Here is a 22,629-nt window from a genome sequence, read left to right on the forward strand (position 1 = left end):
TTGCGCGATGGTCGGTAAAAGTGTCATCCGCGAAGCGCGTGAAATTCACCTTGCAATTGACTTGATCAAACTCGGTGCTCGCCTGCAGTTTCTGGAAGCTGAAACTGGCCTTAGCCGCGACCGTTTAATCAAGCTGTACAAAGAAATCCGTGGCGTGTCACCCCCAAAGGGTTTGTTGCCTTTTTCTACGGATTGGTTTATGACGTGGATGTCCAACATCCATTCGTCAATGTTCTACAACATCTACCGTTTCATGATTACCCACGGTGGTTGCACGCGGATTTCAGCGATTGTCAAAAGCTACCGGCTCTATCTTGAGCAGGTAGAGCATCAGGGCAATGAGCCAATCCTCGACTTCACCCGCGCTTGGACATTGGTCCGGTTTTTCGACAGCGACATGTTGCAGTTAAGTACTTGTACGCGCTGCACCGGCTTTTTTGTGGCCCATGCCCACGAGCCACAAAACAACTATGTCTGTGTGTTGTGCCGTCCGCCGTCGCGCGCCGGTAAGACCCGCAAGTTGAACCTAGAGTCGCCACCACTGCCTAAGCGTGCAACCGGTTTGAGCTTGGTGAGCAACATAGAGAAATCAGTCCAGTCAGCTGACGCGTCATCGCAGTGGCTGGCCGACGTGATGAACAAAGCCCGGCTATAAGTCCGGCTCCCCCTTTGCCTTTTGTTGTCGGAGAATGTTTTGCTGGTACTTCTTGGTTACTTCATCGTCTTGGCGTCGGTCTTTGGTGGTTACGCTCTTATGGGTGGGCATTTTGGTGTGTTGTTCCAGCCGATTGAGGTTTTGATCATTGGCGGTGCTGCCGCCGGCGCATTTATTGCCGCCAACGATGCCAAGACTATTCGTGCCACGTTTAAACAAATTCCTAAGCTTTTAAAGGCCTCCAAAAAGCATGACAAGGCTTTGTATATGGAGTTGATGGCCTTGCTGTATGTGATGCTGTCCAAGGGTCGTAAGGAAGGCATGATGGCCTTGGAGTCGGATGTGGACGATCCGCAAAACAGCCCACTTTTCGCGCCTTATCAAGTGATTCTTAAAGACGCTGCTGTACTCGAATTCCTGACCGATTACCTGCGCCTAATCGTCAGCGGCAATACCGATGCGCACGAGATTGGCGAGCTCATGGAGCATGAGCTGGAAACTTATAAGCACGAAGCCGAAGCGCCTGCCCACAGCTTGGCCCGCGTCGGTGACGGCTTGCCGGCATTAGGCATTGTGGCGGCGGTGCTAGGCGTGGTGCATGCGCTGGCATCGGCGGATTTACCGCCCTCGGTTCTCGGTGCGCTGATCGCGCATGCGATGGTTGGCACTTTTCTGGGTATTTTGCTGGCCTATGGATTCGTCTCACCGCTGGCCACACTGGTCGAGCACAAGGTTGCCGAGTCTCTCAAGGTCTACCAGTGCATACGCGTGACGCTGCTGGCGAGTTTGAACGGTTATGCCCCGCAGCTTGCGGTGGAGTTTGGCCGCAAGATTTTGTTTTCAACAGAACGGCCGTCTTTTCTTGAACTCGATGGTCATGTGCGTGACGTCAAAAACCGTTAAGCGGCGCGGCGCAACTCACCATGTCTGACGGCTCGCATAAAAAAATCATCATCATCAAGCGCCCGGTGATCGCTGCGGCGCATCACGGCGGCGCATGGAAGATTGCGTTTGCCGACTTTATGACGGCTATGTTTGCGTTTTTCTTGGTGATGTGGCTGCTTAGCACCTCTACGCCTGCGCAGCTCAAAGGGGTGGCCGATCAGTTCAAAATGCCGCTCAAAGTGGCGGTTAATGGCGGCTTGAAGTCTAGCAATTCCTCTAGCGTGATCCCCGGCGGTGGCGACGACCCTACGTCTGCCGAGGGTGAACTGATTAAGACTACTAGCGAGGCGCAAGAAATTTCGGACAAAAAAAGTTTGGACGAACTAAAAGAAAAGCTTGATCAAATGATTGCGAACGATCCGCTGTTAAAAGAATTGCGCCCGCAACTGCTGATAGAAATCACGCCTGAAGGCCTGCGGATACAAATTATTGACAGCAAAAATCGTCCTATGTTTGAACGCTCGAGTGCGGTGGTAGCGCCCTATATGCGCACCTTGCTACGCGAGCTTGGCCCGGTGCTCAACACCCATCCGAACAAAGTCACTTTGTCCGGTCATACCGACGCGACCTCTTATTTTCAAGGCAATAAGTCGTATAGCAATTGGGAGCTGTCTGCTGATCGTGCCAATGCTTCGCGGCGCGAACTGGTGGCAGGCGGCATGGAAGATAAAAAAATCTTGCGTGTCATGGGTCTGGCTTCGAGCATGAATTTTGTTAAAGATGATCCTTTGGCGGACGAGAACCGACGCATCAGCATTATTGTGCTCAACAACAAAACGCAGTTGGCGATTGAAACAGCGAATGCCTCTGGCCATTCGTCAATCACAGAGTCAGAGATAAAGACAAACCGTGTTCCGGCTAAAAAATCAGCCGGTGCGAACGGTGATTTTGGCGCTTCAAGCACCCTAGTTCCCGCTGCAGTTCCAGCTATTTCAGTGAATTAAAAAATCAGCACTATGACAAAAAAAACCATACTCGTCGTTGATGATTCTGCGGTTATGCGGCAGATCAATTGCGCCGTTCTAGAGTCCGGCGGCTACCGCGTGCTGCTAGCCGCCGATGGCGCTAGCGCACTGGCTCATGCGCGTAGCAGTGAGCTGGACTTGGTATTAACAGACTGGAATATGGACCCTATGGATGGCTGCGAACTCACGCGTCAGGTCAGGGGTTTGCCCGACTGCCAGACTATTCCCATCATTGTGCTCAGCACAATTAGCAACGACAGCAGTAAATCTGAGGCCCGTCAAGCTGGCGCCAACGGCTGGTTGTGTAAGCCAGTTGAGCCGGAGACCTTGCTTTCAGTGGTCAGCAGCTTGACCGAGTCTGACGACTGATGCTGGTTTGATGCGCGCGGCGACGCCTCTGATAGCCTAAGCAAGACCAACACATTGCAGGAAACCAAATAATGGATATCACTCAGTTTTATCAGACCTTTTTTGAAGAAGCCGATGAGTTGCTCGCGCAAATGGAGCAGTTGTTGGTGGATCTGGATATTGATGCACCTGAAAAAGAACATCTCAACGCCATTTTTCGCGCGGCCCACTCTATCAAGGGCGGCGCTGCGACCTTTGGCTTTACGGCCCTGACCAATACAACCCATCTGTTGGAGAACTTGCTAGACCGTGCGCGGCTTGGTGAACTCCGGCTAACCCTGCCAATGATGGATGTTTTCCTGGAGACCAAAGACGTGCTGCAACAACAATTGTGCGCTTACCGCGCTGGAACTGAACCCGATCCTAAGATGGTTGCTCACATCTGTGCTGTGCTGCAACAACTGGCAATGGAGAACTTGGGCGGCTCAGCCGCCGCTGCAATTGCACTGCCGATGGATGCGCCCCTAACCGAGCTGTTGTTCGAGTTGCCCGCCGAGCCAGTGGCTAAGTCAACAGTGGTGCCAGTTTCCACACCGGTTATTTTTACACCGGCTGCGCCCGAGCCAGAAGCCGGTCGGCTAAAAGTGCGCTTTACCAAAGTGACGGAAAACGACAGCCGTTTGTTGGGCGAAGAATTAGCCAATCTGGGCCAAGTCATGGCGCAAACCCAAACCGCAGACAGTTTGACAGTTTGGCTTAAAACTACCTGCGATGAGATGGATATTGTGGCGGTGTGCTGCTTCATTATTGAAGCTGACCAGATTGAAATCAGCGTCGACAGTCCAGTCGCTGCAAAAACTGAGCCGCTAACCCAGGTTGCGCCTCAAGTGCGGGTCGTATCCGCTGCGACTGCTGCGACTGCTGCGCCTATTTCTGCTCTTGTAGTCGCACCTGTCCAAGCTGCTATTGCGGTCGTTGCTCCCGTTCCCGCTGCTTCAGCCATTGCCGCAGCCGCATTCAACGATGCTGCTGCGCATAACACTGCTGGTAAAGAGTCCAGCTCGATACGTGTTGATGTGGAAAAAGTCGACCAAATTATCAATCTCGTGGGCGAGTTGGTGATTACCCAATCCATGCTGACGCAAACCGCGTCAACGCTAGACCCGGTGCTGTATGAGCGTTTGCTCAGCGGCATGGGTCACTTAGAGCGTAATGCACGCGACTTGCAAGAGTCCGTGATGTCGATTCGCATGATGCCTATGGACTATGTGTTTAGCCGCTTTCCGCGTCTGATACGTGACCTGTCTGCCAAGTTGGGCAAGCAAGTTCAGCTGCTCACCGTGGGCAAGGAAACCGAGCTGGATAAAAGCCTGATCGAGCGCATTATTGACCCCATCACTCACCTGGTGCGCAACAGTTTGGACCACGGCATAGAAACGCCAGAGCAGCGCCGGCTCAGTGGAAAAAACGAAACCGGTCGCTTGACTTTGTCCGCTCAACACCAGGGCGGCAGCATAGTGATTGAAGTCAAAGATGACGGCGGCGGTTTGTCGCGCGAAAGGATTTTGGCCAAGGCGCAGTCGCAAGGCATGGCTATTAGTGAGAGCGCTAGCGACGAAGAAGTCTGGCAGTTGATTTTTGCGCCTGGTTTTTCGACCGCTGAGGCCGTGACGGATATTTCGGGGCGCGGCGTGGGCATGGATGTGGTCAAACGCAATATCCACGAGATGGGCGGCCAAGTCCGGATTGCCTCCAGCCAAGGCACAGGCACAACGATCAGCATAGTGCTGCCGCTGACGTTGGCAATTCTTAATGGCATGTCGGTCAAGGTCGGCGAGGAAGTCTACATACTGCCGTTGAACTACGTGATCGAGTCGCTTCAACCGCTGCGCAAAGACATTCATTCCATCACCAGTGATGAGCATGTGCTGCATGTACGCGGTGAGTATCTGGCCTTGATTGAAATGCACAAACTGTTTGATGTAGCCGGCGCCGAGCATGAGCACACCCGCGGCATCGCCGTCATCGTGCATGCAGAAGGCGCGCGCTTTGCTTTGTTGGTTGACCAATTGGTCGGCCAGCATCAAGTGGTGGTTAAAAACCTGGAGACCAACTACCGCAAGGTAGCGGGTATTTCTGCGGCGACCATTTTGGGTGACGGCAATGTGGCCTTGATCATCGATGTTGCGTCAGTACAAAAAACCCATCGTGACCAAGCTAGTCTGCGGTCAGCTAAGCAGCCGCTTAGGGTGGATAAAGTTGAGCCGCAGTTTGCGCTTTCTGTCTAAAAGCATTTCTGATCAGCCTCTTGGGTTGGGCTGATCGCGCGGCATTTACTTTTTTGCGCTCATCAGACCTGAGCTAGTTTTAATTAAATCTTTGCTTGTGAAAAATGCAAATGCTATCAAAAAAATAGCACAAAAGTCTGTGTGAAAGACAATTGCAAGGTGTTTTATTTTTGTGACTAGGCTTAAAAACAAACGCAACTCAGTAGCGTTTGTGGTTCAATGCACAACATGAACAAAAACACACTTGCGTTTACATTTCTTAATCCCCAACGCGCCAGTATTGGCCTGCGCCCCACGATATTAGCCATGTTGTTATCGCTAGCCAGCCTGTCCGTGGCGGCACAGGCTGGCAATGCACAAACGGCTGACGGCGTTCAAACGCCTGAAAAGCCAGCGGTCGAAACCGGTGGCCTCAAAATTGAAGCGAATTTGAACGCCGTCTACCAAGGTATTAATGGCACGGCCAGCTCCGATGCACAAGCCCAGCGCCGGCTCAATTACCGAGGGGATGTTTTTCTAACTCTGCCGGCGGGTGAGTTTGGCAGCGCCAGCGGCACTGCTTTGGCTCAATTTCGCGTGGGTGTGGGTAGTGGCGTGACGCTGCGGCCAACTTATAGCGCTACACCGAACAGCACGGGCTTTACTCAGGACACGGGTGCTAATTCCTATTACGCAACTTTGGCGCAGGCCTACTACCAATTGGTTTTTCCCCTAGGCGCTGGCGACAAAGCGGCGCAAAGCCGGCTTGAGGTGACGGCCGGTAAGCTCGATTTATTTGCTTTCTTTGACCAAAATGCGGTCTCGGGTGACGAGGGACGGGCGTTTTTGAATAATGCTTTTGTGCACAATCCGCTACTCGATTCGGGTGCTGATATTGGCGCTGATAAATACGGTTTCGCGCCTGCTGCGCGACTTGCGCTGCTGGGTCAGGCGGGGCGCTTTGACTATGGCTTTTCTCTGGGCGTGTTTGCGTCCGGGCCGGCCGCAGATTTTTCGGCCAGTCCTAGCCAGCCGCTGGTGATTGGACAGTTTGAGTTGTCGCCTCAGGCTGAGGGCGCAGCCGATGCTGGCGCACGCGCCCACTACCGTGTTTACGCTTGGACTAACGGTCAGACGCGAGACTTTGATCAAACGCGTGCACGGCATAGCGGCTGGGGTGTGTCGCTAGACCAAAAGGTCGGGCAAGACTGGAATTTGTCTAGCCGCTACGGCCAGCGCACCAGCGGCAGCGGCCGTTTTGACAAAGCTTTGACGCTGGCGGTTGAGTACGCCGGCAGTAACTGGGGCCGCAGCACTGATGCCCTTGGCTTGGCCGCCGGCTTACTCAAAACCGGTAGCCGCTACCAAGTCGCCAGCCAAGACGGAAGTTTGCAAGGCTATGCGAGCGGCGGTAACGAGCGTTTGATGGAAATTTATTACCGCTATCAAGTCAATGAAAAGCTGTCTTTGAGTCCCGACTTTCAGCTTATTTCCCGCCCCGGCGGCGACGGTAATGCAAGCCGCGTAAGGGTGGCTGGTTTGCGTGCCAATTTAGGCTTTTAAGCTGGCTTTGAAGCAGTTAAAAACCCGGCTTTTAAACCGGGTTTTTTAGTCTGTTTAGCCTACCAGTCGACCAAACTCAGCCCTACGCTGAGCACATTGCGCCGGCGGTTGTAGTCCAGCAAGCTGTCGCCGTAGCCGCTGAAAAACTGTAGGTGGTAGCGCAGCTGTGTGTAGCTAGGCGAGCCCATTGGCGCGACTAACCAGTCGATGCGGGTTGAACCTCTGGATTGGCTGTTTAACGAACTGCGCACCGTCAGCCCTAAGCTGTCGGTTTTATTCATCTGCCAGTTGGCGGCAAGTTCGGCCCGGCCAATGAAGTCTTGAATGTCTGGGTTGTCGTCCGTGGCGGCGTTCTCGTTGATGCGTTGCCAGAGCCGGCCTTGCACACTCAGGCTAGAAATCGGCCCCAAGCTTTTTTCCGCCGCGCCCATTAGGTAAACACGGTTCCAGCTGCGCGACAGCGGTGTCGACTGGCCATTCGATTGGTGTACCAGTCCAAGGCCAGAGAGTCGGTAATTCCAGCCACCCGGTAGCGCGATTTGGTGTGGGTAGATGTAGACCATCTCTGGCTCATGATCGGTGCTGCGAAACGGCCGGGACAAACCGGCGTTAAACAATTGCCAGTAACTTTTTTGGCTGTAGCCAAACCATAGCGAGTCTTGGTCATCTGCATCTTCGGTACCGTTTTTCAGCAGGCCTTTGGCCAGCTTGGTGCGCACTGAAAGCTCAATTTTGGTCTCTTGCCGGCTAAAGTCGCGCGGATTGGGCGTGGCAAAGCCAGTGCTCGGCGAGCTGGGTTGCCGATTCACATTGCTAGAGGTCACTAAAGACAGCGATATCGGCCGATAGCCACGCAGCGCGAAGGTGTCGCAGTCGCTGCCGCGTTGCAGCTCCCAAAAGCGCGAGAGTTGTGAGTAGTTGTCGTTGCGGCAGCCGGTCGGTTTGCCGTCAGGTGCTTCAGTGTTGAGCGCTGGCAATAGCAACACTTGGGCGGTTTTTTGGCCGGTCTCTGGGTTGGCGGGTGCGATGGCCAAAGCCGGCGGCGCAGATCGACCCGGGGTTTGCGTCTCGGCCCAGTCTTTAAAGCATTGCAGTTGTTGGGTCGCATTAGCGCTAAGGGCTTGGCAAGATTGCCAGCCCAAAGTCGAAGAGCGGGCCGCGCCTGGGGCTGGTGCAGAAGCTGGGATTTGGGCTTGGGCTAAACCCGCTACCAGGCTAGTGCCTAGCAGCGCAAAGCTTAGCCTCATCAGCAGCTTTGTTGGTGCGAAAGGAAGAACGCAGTTCATGAGTAAATGACCGTTAGGGTTGCTGCAAGCCTTGAGTGAGGCGCTGCATTTGCTTAGGGCAAGCGAGTCAGTGTAAACGGTACATCATGTGCATCTGGTGCAGCGCTGCTGCTGGTGTCTTTCCACATTCCTTTGAATTGCTGGCCGCATGAGCCCGGCACCATCTCGCCATTCCAGGTGCCGGTAATGCTGACTTTGTCAGACGATTCGTCCAGCAGCAACAGACCTTCTTCAAGGTCGCCGGCGAGTAGCGCCAACTCCGAATGGCCGGCAATCGCCGGGCTGTCTTTGGCTAAGCCTAGCTTGCGGCTGAGTGTGCCGGCCAAGCTTTCTGAAAACTGGGCGTGGCGCTCAAGATGCATTAGAGCTTGCGTGGGAAGGCCGGCGGGTGGCTTGGTAAAGACGACGCGCCAGTCGCCAAACAAGCGCTCGGCCAGCATGGTTTTGACCGGCTCGCAAATCACGGTTTGATCCTTTGTTGCGGCTGCTGTGGCTGCGGCGGTCTGGGCTATTGCGTTGGTTTGTACTGCGTAGCAAGCCAATACCAGTGCTGTCGATTGAAGGCTGCGTACTAGCCAATTTGGGATGTTGTGCATGGGTTTTATTTGGCTTTGTCGTTGTACTGGGCTTCGGCCAAGCTTTGGGCTTTGACACCGTCGGCGGCGCGCTGGGCAAATTCTGCACGCAAGGCTTTTATCTTCTCTAAGGGGCTTTGCTTGATGGTGTTTTGGTCTAACGCCATCTCGGCGATAAAGCGGCTCGGTGTGCCGGCAATCGTGTCGCGGCCTTTTTTGCGCCGGCGCAGCCAGTTCACCGCCAGTGTGCGCTGGGCGCGGGTGATGCCCACGTACATTAGGCGGCGCTCTTCTTGCAGGCGCAGCTCTATGCTGTCGGTGTTAATGCCGTCGTCGTCGTCGAGCTTAAACGGCAGCAGTCCTTCGTTGACACCGGCCAACACCACATGCGGCCATTCCAGACCTTTGGCGGCGTGCAGAGTCGATAGCGTGACGACATCTTGATCGCCTTCGCGCTCGCTAATCGTAGAGAGTAGGGCAATGGTTTGCACCACTTCAAGCATGGTTTTGCGCTCTTTTTCTACCGTAGCGCCAGAAGCGTCTTCAATCTCGCCGCCGCAGCGTTTAGACATCCAGTCGCAAAACTCCAGCACATTGTTCCAGCGTGCGGCGGCGACTTTTTCGCTGTCTTCGCCGTCGTAAAGGTGTTTCTCGTAATCGATTTCTTTTAGCCAATCGAGTAAATAGACTTTAGCCGCCGCCGCGCCTATGGTGTGTTGGGCGCGGTATTGCAAGTCGTTCAGGTAGCGGCCAAATTCATGCAGCGAGCCGACCGCTTTGGCGGGCAACACCGAGCCCAGTGAGTTGCTAAACAGCGACTCAAATAAGCTGAGCTTGAACTGGCTGGCAAAAGTGCCCAGCGTGCCTAGCGTGGTGTGGCCTATGCCGCGCTTAGGCGTGGTGACGGCGCGCAGAAAAGCCGGGTCGTCGTTGTTGTTGACCATTAAGCGCATCCAGCCGCATAAATCTTTGATCTCGGCGCGGTCGAAAAAGCTTTGGCCGCCAGAGACTTTGTAGGGGATTTGCGCCCGCCGCAGGGCTTTTTCAAACGGCTTGGCCATGTGGTTGGCGCGGTAGAGAATACAAAAATCCTTCCAGTCCTTGAACTGCGCACCGGCCGAGGTCAGTAGCTCACCCGCGCGCAGGCTTTGGATACGGGCGACAGTTCTATCAGCTTCATGCTCTTCGCTGTCGCAGTCTATGACGCGTACCGGCTCGCCCTCGCCGAGTTCGCTGAACAAGGTTTTGGGAAACAGCTTGGGGTTCGGCCCAATCACGTTGTTGGCGGCACGCAAGATGGCGCTGGTAGAGCGGTAGTTTTGCTCCAACTTAACGAGTTTGAGCGTGGGGAAATCCTGCGGCAGTCGCTTGAGGTTGTCTAAGGTAGCACCGCGCCAGCCGTAAATTGACTGATCGTCGTCGCCCACTGCGGTGAAGCGGCCGCGCTCGCCGACCATGAGCTTGAGCATCTCGTACTGCGTAGCGTTGGTGTCTTGGTATTCATCGACCAGCACGTGGTGCAGGGTTTGCTGCCATTTCAGCCGAACATCCTCGTGCTCTTGCAGCAGCTTGAGAGGCAGGCTAATCAAGTCATCAAAGTCAACCGCTTGGTAGGCGCTTAGACGTTCTTCATAGCGCGCCATGACTTGCGCGATGAGCAGATCTTCGTCACCGCTGGCCTGGGCTTGGGCTTGGGCGGCATTGAGACCTTTGTTTTTCCAGCCGCTAATAATCCACTGCCATTGACGCGCTGTGGCCATGTCGGTGCTACCGCCAGCTTCTTTGATGATGCCGGTCACGTCGTCGCTGTCGAGTATCGAGAACTGCTGTTTTAAGCCTAGCGCTTGGCCGTCTTGGCGCAGCATGCGCACACCAAGTGCATGAAAAGTGCAGATCAGCACGCCCTTGGCTTGGCGGCCAATCAAGGCTTTGGCGCGCTCGCGCATTTCGGCGGCGGCTTTATTCGTGAAGGTGATGGCGGCGACTTGGTCCGGCTTTAGCCCGGTTTGTATCAGTCGGCCAATTTTGTGCGTGATGACGCGGGTTTTACCCGAGCCCGCACCGGCCAATACCAAGCATGGGCCTTGGAGATAGTTGACAGCTTCTTGCTGGGCGATGTTTAGGCCGTGCGACATGTGGGCAAATCGATCAAAGGGAGTCAGTTGGAGAGGGCAGAAGGGGCGGGCAAAAGAAGTTGCCGGCAGCGGATTGTGCAAAGGCCAGCCGGAATCATAACGGCCTAGTGTTGTGCTCCGCAGCTTTAACCCGCGCAGGGCTTGCTACTATCAAGGCCTTGCAAGTTGACCGGTTCCCGGCGCCTTTTTTGCGTTTTTACTGTCAGGCGAATCGTGCTGTCTATTTTTCTGGTGACTTTCCCCTTTTTTGCTTTGATGCTGTGCGGCTATGTGGCCACGCGGCGGGCTATGTTGCCGCTTAGCGCCATCCCCGGTTTGAACAGCTTTGTGCTGTATTTCGCGCTGCCCTGCATGCTTTACCGTTTTGGCGCCAGTACGCCGATTAGTTTGCTGCTCGATGCGAGTTTGGTGGCGGTCTATGCGCTAGGGGCGCTGATTATGGTGGCGCTCAGTGTGCTGCTCACGCGTAGGCGTAGAGCGGACGGTAGCCGGCTGGACTGGAGCGATGCTGGCTTTGGCGCGCTGGTAGCGGCTTTCCCCAACACTGGCTACATGGGCGTGCCGCTACTCGTAGCCTTGCTAGGCGCTGCGGCTGCTGGCCCGGCGATAGTCACCATCGTGATCGATTTAGTGCTGACGTCGTCTTTGTGCATTGCACTGTCGCGCTTGGACAGTGCCCAAGCACATGGCGCGGCTATCGCTGGCCGACGCGCGCTCAAGGGCGTGCTGATGAATCCACTGCCTTGGGCGATCGGCCTGGGCGCGCTGTCCTCGGCTACTGACTTAGTGCTGCCAAAACCGATTTTGCAAACGCTAGGTTTGCTGGCGGATGCGTCCTCGCCGGTGGCGCTGTTCACGATTGGCGCGGTGCTGGCACGGTCGCGTTTAAGCAGCACCCAGCGCACGCCGCTGGCTAATTATTTGCCGCTGGTACTGCTCAAGTTATTGCTCCACCCGCTGTTAATCGGCCTGCTGGGGCTGGCCGCCATCGCCTTGGGCATGCCCTTGGCGCCGTTTACTTTGACGGTAATGGTGCTGGTGGCTGCGTTACCCAGTGCCAGTAATGTAGCGATTTTGGCCGAGAGTTTTGGCGCTGATAACGGACGCATTGCGGCGATTATTTTGCTCTCGACGGTGTTGGCGTTTTTTAGCTTTTCGGCGGCGGTGGCTTGGTTGCATCCGGGCGGCTAATGGCTTGGCCAAGCCTTTTGTTTTATTTCAAATGGGCTTGGCGCGATTAAATCGCGATCGGATCCACATCAATCGCCCAGCGTGTCAGGCTTTTGAATTCGGCTTGCCGCCTGGTCTCAAACAGCAGTGGCTGCCAAGCGGCCAGAAAGCGTTGCAGTGCGACGCGGGAGTCGCTTTCCAGCAGCATTTGCGCACGCTCTTGATTTGCAACGCGCTGTATCGTCAGGGGCACGGCTGGGTAGGCGGTGACTTGGGCGTGACCGGGTAGCTGCTGGTCTATAGCGGCTTTGATGGCGGCGGTTAAAAAACCTTGGGCGATTTCTTGCGTTTTGGCGTCTGCGCGCAACAGAGCTGAGTAGGCAAACGGCGGCATGCTGGCGGCTTGGCGTTCTTCTAGCAACTGCTCGGCAAAGGCTGGGTAGTCGTGATTTTTTAGTGCGCCAAAGAGAGGATGCGTTGGATAAAAGGTCTGCACCCACATCTGGCTGGCAGCGCTGTGTTTGGCGTCCCGACCGGCCCGGCCGGCGGCCTGCATTAAGAGGCTAAACAAACGTTCTGAGGCGCGAAAGTCGCTAGAGAATAATGAGCTGTCTGGGTTGATCGCGGCGACCAAGGTGATGTGGCGAAAGTCGTGGCCCTTGGCAATCATTTGCGTGCCCACCAGTACGTCAACTTGACCGGCATGCACGCCGGCGAGTTGGGCTTCTAACGCGCCTTTTAGCCGGGTTGTATCGGCGTCTATGCGTGCAATCCGTACTGGCCCGCCGTCAGGCCTGGTGACACCGGCGAGTAGTTCGGCCAGATGCTCTTCTAGTCGCTCAGTGCCGCGCCCGACGGGTGCGATGTCTAGATTGCCGCAGGCCGGGCAGGCGTGGGGTACGCGCTCGGCAAAGCCGCAGTGGTGGCAGCGCAGGCTGCGGTCTATTTTGTGAAACACGCGGTAGGCGCTGCAATGCGGGCATTCGCTTTTCCAGCCGCAGTCGTGGCAGGCCAGTACCGGGGCGTAGCCGCGTCGGTTGAGAAAAATCAAGGATTGCTCGCCACGCGCGATGCGTTGGACTATGGCTTCCAGCAGGGGTGGTGCTATCACGCAGCGCTTGGGCTGGTGGTTCATGTCTACGCCGCGCACCGTTGGCAGTCCAGCATTGGCTTTGGTTTGGTCGCTAGGGGCTGCCGTTGCTGTACTGCCAATCCGCTCAGCCATATCAAGCCGCTGGTAGCGGCCGACTTTGCAGGCTTGCCAGCTCTCTAGCGAAGGCGTGGCCGACCCCAGCAACACGCGGCAGGCGGTTTGATCTGACCCGGCGTACTCGGCTTCTAGCCTAGCCCGATAAATCGCCAGATCGCGGGCTGAGTAACGTGCGCCTTCTTGTTGCTTGTAACTGGGGTCATGCTCTTCATCAACCACGATGAGACGCAGCCGCGGCATAGAAGCCAGCACGGCCATGCGCGTACCCAAAATCAGCCGGGCTTGACCGGAGTGCGCGGCTAGCCAGTTTTTCAGGCGCTGGGCAGGGGTCAGGCCGCTGTGTAGTGCCACCACTCGTTCCCGGCCCAGATGGGCAAAGCGTGCTTCAAAGCGTGATTGCAACTGCGGCGTGAGATTGATCTCGGGCACCATCACCAGCACTTGTGCGTCAGGGTCTAGTGCCAGCACGCGGGCTGCGGCGCGCAGATAGACCTCGGTCTTGCCGCTGCCGGTCGCGCCAAACAGTAGCGCTGGGCGGGTGTCGGCCTGAAAGTCGGCGAGTACGCTAGCTTGTTGGGGGCTTAGTTCTGGCAAGTCGGCGCTGCTGTCTGTGCTGCTGGTGTCTGCCGTTTTGCGCTTGAGTCGGCGCGCCAGTTGCAGCGTGCTGAGCTCGCGTAGTTGCGGTGGTAAAGCCGCCAGAGCGACTTCGCCGGGCGAGCGCTGGTAGTAGGCAGCGGTAAAACTCGTCAACTTGCGCCAGCTGGTGTTCAAAGGGCTTAGGCCTTCGAGTACAGCACTGATTTGGCGCGCCTTGTCTTCTGGCAAGCCGCCACTGTCAGGTAAGTTTTCCCATGCCACGGCCAGCACTTCGCGCTTACCCAGTGGTACGCGCAACAGCGTTCCCGGCGCTATTTCGGTGTCACTTTTGTAGGTTAAAGGACCGGCAAGCGCGCTATGTGCGGGCGTAGCCAGTACAACGTTTAGCCAGAAGGTCATGAATGCTAGTAAAGATTAGGAGTTATTTTTTCTAATTAACATGCAAAAAGCGCGCTAAGTGCTTGATTTCTAAGTGCTTTACAGAGATATCAATTTTCTGTGGATAACTTTGTTGATAGATTGCCTTGGTGGGCTCGAAAGCCACGCCAATAAAGGCTTTCAACACATTACCCACACATCAAGAAATTTTAAAGAAGCTATATAAATCAATGACTTAGCATCGCTATGGCTTTGATAGCGGTGTCTAAGTGTGTTAGGGGTATTTAGAGAAGATGACACAATTTTTTGTGCATAAGTTTTTCTGTTGGGCTTATTTTTATGCTAGAAGGCGAGTAAAAAGCCTTGTCATCGGCTTTTATATGACAAAAGCGTGATGCACTTAAGCCTGTTGGCTGCGCATGTTTCGCGAGTGAGTATGCACTGCGTTAACCAGCGCGCTGACATGCTCCGGCGGCGTGTGCTGATTAATGCCGTGGCCAAGGTTGAAAATGTGCGTGGGGCCGGTTTTAGTGTTGTCTGTGTGCGGACGGCCAAAGCTGTCCAGTACTTTTTTCGCTTCAGCTTCGATTTGTGCCGGGTTGGCAAACAACACGTTGGGGTCGAGATTGCCTTGCAAAACCTTGGCCTTAGGGCCGTTTTCACCGACCTGAGCTCTGGCTTTTGCCAAATTGACCGTCCAGTCTAGTCCCAACACTTCGCAGTCGAGCTGACCCATGGCGTCTAACCACAGTCCGCCGCCTTTGGTGAACACCAAACGTGGAATGATGACACCGTCATGCTCGCGCTTGAGTTGAGACAGCACGCGGCGGGTATAGGCCAAGCTGAATTCTTCAAACGCTGCATCGGCCAGCACGCCGCCCCAGCTGTCAAAAATCATCACTGCTTGAGCGCCCGCTTCGATCTGGGCGTTGAGGTAGAGCGCTACTGAGTCGGCATTGATGGCCAACATTTTGTGCAGCAGGTCGGGGCGTTGATAGAGCATGGTTTTGACCAAGCGGTAGTCGCTAGAGCCAGCGCCTTCCACCATGTAGCAAGCCAGCGTCCAAGGACTGCCGGAAAAACCTATCAAAGGCACGCTGCCGTTCAGGGCCTTGCGGATTGATGTCACGGCATCAAAAACGTAGCGCAGCTTGTTCATGTCGGGCACTTCGAGCTTTGCCACTGCTTGCTCGTCTTGCACCGGAGAGGCGAAACGCGGGCCTTCGCCAAGCGCAAAGCTCAGACCCAAGCCCATGGCGTCGGGTACGGTCAGGATGTCGCTAAACAAGATGGCTGCGTCTAGTGGAAAGCGCTCCAAGGGCTGCAGTGTGACTTCGGTCGCGTAATCGGTGTTGGTGGCTAAACCCATGAAACTGCCGGCACGCGCTCTGGTGTCACGGTATTCCGGCAAATAACGGCCAGCTTGGCGCATAAGCCAGACGGGAGTGTGGGTGGTGGCCTGACGCAGGCAGGCGCGGATAAAGGTATCGTTTTTTAGAGGTGCAAACATCCACGCATTGTCTCAGGTGTGGCTTGGCGCATCTCTAAAAGGTTTCTGCTGGATAGTCAGTTGTACTAAAGCATTCCGCGCGTTAAAAGCCGGCCATGCTCAACCATGATGCAGCGGTCTTCTACAACCTGTAATCCGGCGGCGTTAGCTTTGGCGGCCGCCTCTGGGTGGCTAATGCCTAGCTGCATCCACACCGCCTTGGCGCCTATAGCGATAGCCTCGTCAACTACAGGTGGTATGTCTGGGCTGTTCCGAAAGCAGTTCACCAGCTCGATTTTTTCATGCTGCGCGGCGGCTAAAAGGCTGGGATAGGCTTTTTCGCCCAGCACTTCTCTCGCCAACGGGTTGATAGGAATGATGCGGTAGCCTTGCTGCTGCATATAGCTGGCCACTTCATGGCTGATGCGGTGAGTTTTAGGCGATAAGCCGACGACTGCAATGGTGCGCAGGTTTTGCAAAAGCGGGGCGATGGTATTGGTATTGGCTGACATAAAAGGCTTTAATAAATGGCTTTGATAAGCGGCTTACTCAAGCACCGTCAAACTTGCCAGCGCCGTCATGAAGTTGACCAGTTTATCGAGCGCGGCGAGTCAACTAGCGCGCTTGAATTACAGCTTTGCCAATTCTGCCCGTACATCGCTTACCGAGAGTATTTCTGACAGCAACACCGGCGCACGGCCGGCTTTGTAGATCACATAAACCGGTACGCCGTTGCGGCCTAACTGGGCCAGTGCCGCGGTAACAGCAGGGTCGCGCCGTGTCCAGTCGGCGCGTAGTAGCACGACTTTTTTCGCATCCATGTCGGCCAGCACATCGGCATTGGCCAGCGTGGTCTTCTTGTTGTATTGACATGTCACGCACCATGCGGCGGTGAAGTCTACGAACACGCTTTGACCGTTGGCCGTGAGTTGTTCTACCCGGTCCGGTGTCCAGTTCTGCCAGCGCGCGCCCGGTGCGGCGGCGGCAATGGGTGTGTCCAAGTGCTTGACGACGTTAGGGCCAATACCCCAGAGAGCGATAGCCAGCAGCGCCAGAGACACGCTAGCGATGACTTTGCGAGCACGGCCCGTCAGATTCAACGACCACAGCAGCAATGAGAGCAACAACAGCAAGGCCAGCAGCGCGCCCGCGCCATCTATGCCGCTTTGCTGACCCAGCACCCAGACCAGCCAAATGACAGTCGCAAACATCGGGAAGGCCATCAACTGGCGGAAAGTCTGCATCCACGCACCAGGCCGCGGCATGGCCCGCGCCAAGCCGGGTATCGCGCTGACCGCCAAATACGGCAAAGCCATGCCCAAGCCTATGGTGGCAAATATCAACAAAGCCTGAGCGGCGGGAAGACCCAGTGCAAAACCTAGCGACGCGCCCATAAAGGGCGCGGTGCAAGGCGAGGCGATAGCGGTCGCCAACACACCAGATAAAAAGGAATTGGCAGTCTTATTGCTGGACTGCAAAGTTGCCACACGGCTGGGTAAAAAGTTACCGATCTCAAACAAGCCCGCCAAATTCAAACCAATCAGCGTGAACATCAAGGCCATGCCAGCGACCACCGCTGGGCTTTGCAGTTGAAAGCCCCAGCCGAGCTGATCGCCCGCTGCGCGCAGTGCCAGCAGCAACCCGCCCAAGGCCAGAAAAGACAGCACCACGCCGACGCTATAGGCCGCACCGTCCTGTATGCGTTCAGCCCGGCTCTTGACGTTGACAAAACCGACTACCTTGATGGCCAAGACTGGAAACACGCAGGGCATGAGGTTCAAAATCATGCCGCCTAGCAATGCACCTAGTAGCGCGGCGATCAAACCAATCGGCGGTGCGCTGGCCGGTAAGGGCTGGGCGGCGGCATTGGCTTTGAGCGCCGCTTCCAGCGCTGGCGAGACGACGGCTGGCGCCGCCAGCGCGGCCCATTGGCCGTTGACAGGCAGCTGTATTTGATAGGCTTCTACGTCTTTGCCCTCGAGCGCAACCACCACTGGCAGGTTGGAGGGACTCTGGCTACGCATGCTTGAAATCGGCAGTTGCGCAGTCCAAACAGCGCCTTGCCAGGCTTGTTGCCAAGCGCCTGCGGGCTCAATCACGTTAGTGGTTTCTGGGAAAAAGACCAGTTTTTTGCCTTGCAGTCCAGCCGGTAAACCGCTAAGAGATACTGTGATGGAGTCTGCGGTGACTTCTGCCGTTGAGCTGCCGGTGGGTAGTGGCTTAGGCGTGGCCTTAAAGGTGTTTTGAAACACTGCGGTGCTGATGCCGCTAGAGCTTTGTACGGGAATGCTCAGGCTAAATTCACCTTCTTGCGGGATGCACTCCAAGCGGCAAATCAGCCAACTGGCTTTAAGTTTGACGTCTAGCGTGTTGCCGCTGAAGTTGGACGCGACCGTGAGCGGCACGGGCAGCAAGACATTGTTTTCATAACCATAGTTGGCCAACGTGCCAATCGGAATTTTCTTCGGTGTGGGCCAAGCGATTTCACCGGCGCTAATGCCCGCTGGCAGTTGCCAATCCAGCACCGTGGGCAGACCCGAGTCGCCGGCATTTTTCCAATAGGTATGCCACTCGGGCTGATGCGCCAGTTGTAAGCCTAACCAAACTTGCTTGCCCGGTCCTACGCCGTCTGGTGCCCACGCCAGCAGCTCGGCGCGTACTTGCTCGGTCGTAACCACGGCGCTGACTGCGCTGCTGCTTTTTGAAAACAGACTGTTGATATTGCTTTGCGCCGATGCAGAGTTAAATAAAACGGCACTAGTGATTAAGAAAACGGTGGCTGAAATACGGGTAAAAAGCTTGTGCATATTGTGATGAAGGCGCGGCATATTCATAGTGCGAGTGTGAGCCCATAGGCTTTGAATTGGTTCCTGCCCTTGCTTGAGCATTTTTTTATCCTGCCGAGATTATCTTTAGCAAAGGACTCCCAAGCCGAATTAACTCGCGTATGGTTTGATAATGAGTTCCATGCCCTCTCCTGCAAGTTCAACTTCCATCGTCTTGGCGACGTTAAATGCCAAATACATTCACGCCTCACTAGGCCTGCGCTACCTGCTAGCCAATATGGATACGCATGGCGGGGCTGGCTTGAGAAAGGTCACCCAATTACGCGAATTTGTAATCCAGCAGTCACCCAACCTTATCGTCGAGCAGTTGTTAGCGCTGGAGCCGCGCGTGATTGGCTTGGGTATTTACATATGGAACGTAGTTGAGACGACACAAGTTGTGCGCCTGCTTAAAACCTTGCGGCCGGATATTCGGATTGTGTTGGGCGGGCCAGAGGTCAGCTTTGAGACCGATAGCCAGGAAATCTGCCGGCTTGCCGACCATATTGTCACTGGTTGGGGCGATGTGAGTTTTCCTAAGCTTTGCCGCGCTTTGTTAGATGGCCCGCAGCCGCTGATGAAAATCATTGCTGGCGAGCAGCCGCCGCTTGCTGAACTCAACTTGCCATACACCGAATACACCGACGAAGACTTGGCCAAGCGCCTGCTGTATGTTGAAGCGTCGCGCGGCTGTCCGTTTAAGTGCGAGTTTTGTTTGAGCTCATTGGACAAGACCGCTTGGGCGTTTGAGCTGGATAGATTCATGGTTGAGATGGACAGTCTCTATCAGCGCGGTGCGCGTAACTTTAAGTTTGTCGACAGAACTTTTAATTTGAAAATTGATTTTTCAGTGCGCATCTTGCAGTTCTTTTTGGACCGCATGAAAGACCAATCCGGTCAGGTTCTTGCCGCGCCTGATGTGTTTGTGCATTTCGAGGTTGTGCCGGACAGCTTGCCAGACCGCCTGAAAGTTTTAATCGCGCAGTTCCCGGCTGGCTCCTTGCAGTTTGAAGTCGGCATTCAAAGCTTTAACCCCGAGGTGCAGCAACGCATTTCGCGCAAGCAAGACAATCTCAAGACCGCTGACAACCTGCGCTGGTTAGTCAGCCAAAGCCAAGCCCATGTGCATGCAGATCTGATTTTCGGCCTACCCGGTGAAACCGTAGAAAGTTTTGCTAACGGCTTTGATCAGCTCTACGCTTTAGCGCCGCACGAGATTCAGTTCGGCATTCTTAAGCGCCTGCGCGGCACGCCGATTACCCGGCATACGGCCGGTTACGCCATGCTCTATGACCCGCAAACGCCGTACACAATCATGCAAAATTCAAGTGTTGATTTCGTTGCCATGCAGCGCGTTAAACGCTTTGCGCGTTACTGGGAAATGCTGGCTAACTCGGGCCGCTTTGCGCGCGCACTCAAGCTGTTACTGGAGCCCGGATCGGCCTTTTTTAATTTCCTTGGGTTTAGCGATTGGCTTTGGCTCACCACCGGTAAGACCCATGAGTTCGCGCTCGAAAAACTGGTCGACTTGCTGCACGCCCATTTGACCGGACCGCGTGACTTGGCGCTTGACACGGTTAACGCGGCCTTAATGGAGGACTACCGCAACAGCGGCGCACGCGGTAGGCCGCAATGCTTGGCGGAATTGCTCTCGGGTCAGCGTCAAGCCGCTACCGGTGTGGCTGCTAAGTCTGGGTCTGAGCGTCAAAGCCGGCATGTGCAGCAAAATCAGCACAGCCAGCACAGGGATGAGATTCAAAAAGCCGCTGCTGCCGCTTAAATTGCAATCTACTTTTTTGATCTTTAGACGCTTGAGAAAATCAATCTATGACTTCTACACCCACTAATCCATCCACCAGAACTCGATTTTGGGCCGACCTTAAAACCACGGACTTTGCCAGCTTAGACTTGTCGCGCAGCATTGCGGTATTGCCGGTTGCCGCTATTGAGCAGCATGGGCCGCACTTGCCGCTCAATGTGGATACGGCTTTAGTTGACGGCGTGATTGCGGCGACTTTGCCGCATCTGCCGACTCACTCTCCCGTGCTTTTTCTGCCCACCCAAGCGGTCGGTTTTAGCCCCGAACATGTGCGCTTTTCAGGCACCTTGACGCTAAAAGCCCAAACCGTGATTGCACTGTGGACAGAGCTGGCAGAGTCAGTCGCTCAAAGCGGCGTGAAAAAACTCGTGCTGCTTAACGCCCATGGCGGACAGGTTGGCTTGCTCGACGTAGTAGCGCGAGATTTGCGCGTCCGGCTCGGCATGTTGGTCTACAGCGTGAGCTGGTTTAACCTGCCGCTGCTTGATGAGAACGGTGCCTCTGTGTCGGCGCAGTTCAGTGCCCAAGAGCATCGCTTTGGTATTCATGCCGGCGATATGGAGACTTCTATGATGCTGGCCTTAAGGCCTGACTTGGTGGATATGCGCAAGGCGGAAAATTTTCATTCGACATCGCAGGACAGAGCGCTGAATTTCCCCGTGTTGGGCGACGGTCGCAGTGCGAAGTTGGCGTGGCAAATGCAAGACTACAACCCGCAAGGCGCGGCTGGTGATGCGGCTGCCGCTACAGCCGCCAAGGGGCAGGCGCTGTTAGGTGCTGCGGGCCGTTCTTTAGCACTGGCGCTTGGTGAGATGGACAGTTTGCCGGCGGATACGCTGAAAAATCAGACCGCTTTTTCAACACCGGGCTAAAAAAGCTAAAAAAAAGACCTCCCGATGGAGGGTAACCATTCGGGAGATCTTTGCTGCCTGATAGGGCCGGTAAGCCTTGCTGCAGTGTTATCCAATTATGCAGGCCCGAGCGCCGAAGAATTTGCTGCATTTACCGTGAATTCTTGAAAATTCAGATAATTAATCTGTGTATCTAGTAAAAACAGTTAAATTAACTGCATGGACACTTTAGACAGAAAAATCCTCCAAGTTTTGCAACTCGATGCCCGCACCAGCTTGCACGATATCGGCCAAGCCGTCGGCCTGAGTCCCTCGCCCTGCTGGGGCCGAATTAAGAAAATGGAGGAAGCCGGTGTGATTGAAGGCTATACCGTCAGGCTTAACGCGCAGGCGCTGGGCTTGGGTGAGACCGTGATGGTGCAGGTCACGCTGGACAGTCACTCGGACAACACGTTGGAGAAATTTGGCGAGACTCTAGCCGCCATCCCTGAAGTGATAGAGGCTTATTTGGTCTCTGGTGAATATGACTACCTGCTGCGCATCGCGGTACGTGACACCAAGGATTACGAGCGACTGCTGCGTGAGCTGCTCTACAAAATCAAGGGCATACGCCACAGCATGTCAAGTTTCGTTTTACGCACCTTGAAAAAGACTGATTTGCCTTTGTTACCTTAACTTCGTCTCTAACCATGTCTCTAACTACGTCTCTAATTACGTCTTTCGCAAGGCTTTTAGGAGCGCTTCTTTTAGGTTCTGAGTTAGGTCTTTATTCACGTTTTTCTCAGCACCTTTCTCATCGCTGCTTTTTGCCGCGTCAAAGCGAGGTCAAGCGTAGCTAATCCAATCGGCATGCTCAGGCGCATCTAAGTGCGGTAAGTTGTTGTAGCTTACCAACATGTGGCGCTTGGGGTTGAAGGCGAACTCCGTGATGGATGAGTTGCGTATGCGTAGGTTGAGTTCTATGGTCGCATCCGGGCTGGCGCCCATTACTTGGCCAACAGCCGTTGAGATCGGCCCGCCGCTAGAAACTAGCAGCACATTGCCGTGGCAGTTCTCGCGTACATGGTCTAAGGCCGTGTTGATACCGGCCACAAAATCGATATAACTAGGCATGCCGACGGGGCTGACCACGCCGGCCATCCACTGCGCTAAACCGTTTTTGAGCAGCCGAAAGTGGCTGCGGTACATTTCGGGTGTAGTTGGTTTTTCAAGCTTGTAAGGGTGAATGGCATGGATCACTGCCTCGCTGTCGTACTCGTTCAGCGCCGGCCAGCTACTGGACGGCGGGTTGGCCTGCATGCCCGCGCAGATACCAGCAAAGGTGCTGACTTGGCGTTTGAGTGTGCCGGTTAGTGCGGCGTCAAAGACGATGCCTTTGTATTTAAAGTACTCTCCTAGCCGTTTGGCTTGGCGCTCGCCGAGCCCGCTAAGTACATCGTAATCGTCGGCACCAAACGAGGCCTGGCCATGGCGCACAAGGTATAAATTTCCCATACAAGAATTGTCAGCCCGGTATCCGAGTTTTACTGTCGCCGGGGTGTCGTGTTGAGG

General features: G+C 55.1%; 18 protein-coding genes. 10 read left to right on the forward strand and 8 right to left on the reverse strand.

Annotated features, from left to right (window positions below; genetic code table 11):
- The first annotated feature begins 7 nt into the window (after positions 1 to 7).
- The 6 genes from flhC to HC248_RS02200 all read left to right on the forward strand — a co-directional run bounded on the left by flhC (position 8) and on the right by HC248_RS02200 (position 6,743).
- Positions 8 to 655, forward strand: a complete 648-nt coding sequence (gene flhC, locus HC248_RS02175; protein WP_168921080.1) for a flagellar transcriptional regulator FlhC — start codon at positions 8 to 10, stop codon at positions 653 to 655.
- A gap of 39 nt (positions 656 to 694) precedes the next feature.
- Entirely contained in the window at positions 695 to 1,558 is an 864-nt protein-coding gene (gene motA, locus HC248_RS02180) for a flagellar motor stator protein MotA (protein WP_168921081.1), read from the forward strand.
- Positions 1,559 to 1,578: 20 nt separating this feature from the next.
- On the forward strand, positions 1,579 to 2,544 hold the full coding sequence (gene motB, locus HC248_RS02185; RefSeq protein ID WP_168921082.1) for a flagellar motor protein MotB: 966 nt from the start codon (positions 1,579 to 1,581) through the stop codon (positions 2,542 to 2,544).
- Between the two features lie 12 nt (positions 2,545 to 2,556).
- On the forward strand, positions 2,557 to 2,934 hold the full coding sequence (locus tag HC248_RS02190; protein WP_168921083.1) for a response regulator: 378 nt from the start codon (positions 2,557 to 2,559) through the stop codon (positions 2,932 to 2,934).
- Positions 2,935 to 3,005: 71 nt separating this feature from the next.
- Positions 3,006 to 5,201, forward strand: coding sequence for a chemotaxis protein CheA (cheA, locus tag HC248_RS02195; RefSeq protein ID WP_168921084.1), 2,196 nt, complete (start codon positions 3,006 to 3,008; stop codon positions 5,199 to 5,201).
- Between the two features lie 228 nt (positions 5,202 to 5,429).
- Complete coding sequence (locus tag HC248_RS02200) at positions 5,430 to 6,743, forward strand: carbohydrate porin (protein WP_168921085.1); 1,314 nt, start codon at positions 5,430 to 5,432, stop codon at positions 6,741 to 6,743.
- A gap of 59 nt (positions 6,744 to 6,802) precedes the next feature.
- On the opposite strand, the gene HC248_RS02205 is transcribed toward HC248_RS02200, so the two are convergent.
- The 3 genes from HC248_RS02205 to HC248_RS02215 form a co-directional block, all read right to left on the reverse strand.
- Positions 6,803 to 7,990, reverse strand: coding sequence for a phospholipase A (locus HC248_RS02205; RefSeq protein ID WP_168921086.1), 1,188 nt, complete (start codon positions 7,988 to 7,990; stop codon positions 6,803 to 6,805).
- A 92-nt stretch (positions 7,991 to 8,082) separates the two neighbouring features.
- Positions 8,083 to 8,625 (reverse strand): hypothetical protein, encoded by a 543-nt coding sequence (locus HC248_RS02210; protein ID WP_168921087.1) that lies wholly within the window; start codon positions 8,623 to 8,625, stop codon positions 8,083 to 8,085.
- A gap of 5 nt (positions 8,626 to 8,630) precedes the next feature.
- Entirely contained in the window at positions 8,631 to 10,739 is a 2,109-nt protein-coding gene (locus HC248_RS02215; RefSeq protein ID WP_168921088.1) for an ATP-dependent helicase, read from the reverse strand.
- Positions 10,740 to 10,952: 213 nt separating this feature from the next.
- Between HC248_RS02215 and HC248_RS02220 the strand changes: the two genes are divergently transcribed.
- Positions 10,953 to 11,930, forward strand: a complete 978-nt coding sequence (locus HC248_RS02220) for an AEC family transporter (RefSeq protein ID WP_168921089.1) — start codon at positions 10,953 to 10,955, stop codon at positions 11,928 to 11,930.
- Between the two features lie 46 nt (positions 11,931 to 11,976).
- On the opposite strand, the gene priA is transcribed toward HC248_RS02220, so the two are convergent.
- The 4 genes from priA to HC248_RS02240 form a co-directional block, all read right to left on the reverse strand.
- A complete protein-coding gene (gene priA / locus HC248_RS02225) occupies positions 11,977 to 14,115 on the reverse strand; it encodes a replication restart helicase PriA (protein WP_202882402.1) in 2,139 nt (712 codons plus the stop codon).
- Positions 14,116 to 14,494: 379 nt separating this feature from the next.
- Positions 14,495 to 15,604: a uroporphyrinogen decarboxylase gene (hemE, locus tag HC248_RS02230; protein ID WP_168921090.1), complete on the reverse strand. Its 1,110-nt coding sequence runs from the start codon at positions 15,602 to 15,604 to the stop codon at positions 14,495 to 14,497.
- A 65-nt stretch (positions 15,605 to 15,669) separates the two neighbouring features.
- Positions 15,670 to 16,095 carry a CoA-binding protein gene (locus HC248_RS02235; RefSeq protein WP_168921091.1) on the reverse strand — a complete coding sequence of 142 codons (426 nt, stop codon included), beginning with the start codon at positions 16,093 to 16,095 and terminating at the stop codon, positions 15,670 to 15,672.
- A 117-nt stretch (positions 16,096 to 16,212) separates the two neighbouring features.
- The gene (locus HC248_RS02240) at positions 16,213 to 18,390 is read right to left on the reverse strand and encodes a protein-disulfide reductase DsbD family protein (protein WP_420372008.1); all 2,178 of its coding nucleotides are present in this window, start codon (positions 18,388 to 18,390) and stop codon (positions 16,213 to 16,215) included.
- Positions 18,391 to 18,550: 160 nt separating this feature from the next.
- Here HC248_RS02240 and HC248_RS02245 point away from each other — a divergent pair, with 160 nt between their 5' ends.
- The 3 genes from HC248_RS02245 (at position 18,551) to HC248_RS02255 (ending at position 21,753) form a co-directional block, all read left to right on the forward strand.
- Entirely contained in the window at positions 18,551 to 20,188 is a 1,638-nt protein-coding gene (locus HC248_RS02245) for a B12-binding domain-containing radical SAM protein (protein WP_168921092.1), read from the forward strand.
- 47 nt (positions 20,189 to 20,235) lie between these two features.
- A complete protein-coding gene (locus tag HC248_RS02250; protein ID WP_168921093.1) occupies positions 20,236 to 21,099 on the forward strand; it encodes a creatininase family protein in 864 nt (287 codons plus the stop codon).
- A 198-nt stretch (positions 21,100 to 21,297) separates the two neighbouring features.
- Positions 21,298 to 21,753 carry an Lrp/AsnC family transcriptional regulator gene (locus HC248_RS02255; RefSeq protein ID WP_168921094.1) on the forward strand — a complete coding sequence of 152 codons (456 nt, stop codon included), beginning with the start codon at positions 21,298 to 21,300 and terminating at the stop codon, positions 21,751 to 21,753.
- Between the two features lie 150 nt (positions 21,754 to 21,903).
- Here HC248_RS02255 and HC248_RS02260 read toward each other — a convergent pair whose 3' ends face one another.
- Positions 21,904 to 22,572 (reverse strand): histidine phosphatase family protein, encoded by a 669-nt coding sequence (locus HC248_RS02260; RefSeq protein ID WP_168921095.1) that lies wholly within the window; start codon positions 22,570 to 22,572, stop codon positions 21,904 to 21,906.
- Positions 22,573 to 22,629: the final 57 nt, after the last annotated feature.

The sequence above is a fragment of the Polaromonas vacuolata genome (genome assembly GCF_012584515.1).
In the GTDB taxonomy this organism is placed as follows: Bacteria; Pseudomonadota; Gammaproteobacteria; order Burkholderiales; family Burkholderiaceae_C; genus Polaromonas; species Polaromonas vacuolata.

Coding starts and splice junctions, on each gene's coding strand:
- flhC (WP_168921080.1), top strand. CDS start 8: ATGGTCGGTAAAAGTGTCATCCGCGAAGCGCGTGAAATTCACCTTGCA.
- motB (WP_168921082.1), top strand. CDS start 1,579: ATGTCTGACGGCTCGCATAAAAAAATCATCATCATCAAGCGCCCGGTG.
- HC248_RS02190 (WP_168921083.1), top strand. CDS start 2,557: ATGACAAAAAAAACCATACTCGTCGTTGATGATTCTGCGGTTATGCGG.
- cheA (WP_168921084.1), top strand. CDS start 3,006: ATGGATATCACTCAGTTTTATCAGACCTTTTTTGAAGAAGCCGATGAG.
- HC248_RS02200 (WP_168921085.1), top strand. CDS start 5,430: ATGAACAAAAACACACTTGCGTTTACATTTCTTAATCCCCAACGCGCC.
- HC248_RS02205 (WP_168921086.1), bottom strand. CDS start 7,990: ATGAGGCTAAGCTTTGCGCTGCTAGGCACTAGCCTGGTAGCGGGTTTA.
- HC248_RS02210 (WP_168921087.1), bottom strand. CDS start 8,625: ATGCACAACATCCCAAATTGGCTAGTACGCAGCCTTCAATCGACAGCA.
- HC248_RS02215 (WP_168921088.1), bottom strand. CDS start 10,739: ATGTCGCACGGCCTAAACATCGCCCAGCAAGAAGCTGTCAACTATCTC.
- priA (WP_202882402.1), bottom strand. CDS start 14,115: ATGACCTTCTGGCTAAACGTTGTACTGGCTACGCCCGCACATAGCGCG.
- hemE (WP_168921090.1), bottom strand. CDS start 15,604: ATGTTTGCACCTCTAAAAAACGATACCTTTATCCGCGCCTGCCTGCGT.
- HC248_RS02235 (WP_168921091.1), bottom strand. CDS start 16,095: ATGTCAGCCAATACCAATACCATCGCCCCGCTTTTGCAAAACCTGCGC.
- HC248_RS02240 (WP_420372008.1), bottom strand. CDS start 18,390: ATGCACAAGCTTTTTACCCGTATTTCAGCCACCGTTTTCTTAATCACT.
- HC248_RS02245 (WP_168921092.1), top strand. CDS start 18,551: ATGCCCTCTCCTGCAAGTTCAACTTCCATCGTCTTGGCGACGTTAAAT.
- HC248_RS02250 (WP_168921093.1), top strand. CDS start 20,236: ATGACTTCTACACCCACTAATCCATCCACCAGAACTCGATTTTGGGCC.
- HC248_RS02255 (WP_168921094.1), top strand. CDS start 21,298: ATGGACACTTTAGACAGAAAAATCCTCCAAGTTTTGCAACTCGATGCC.
- HC248_RS02260 (WP_168921095.1), bottom strand. CDS start 22,572: ATGGGAAATTTATACCTTGTGCGCCATGGCCAGGCCTCGTTTGGTGCC.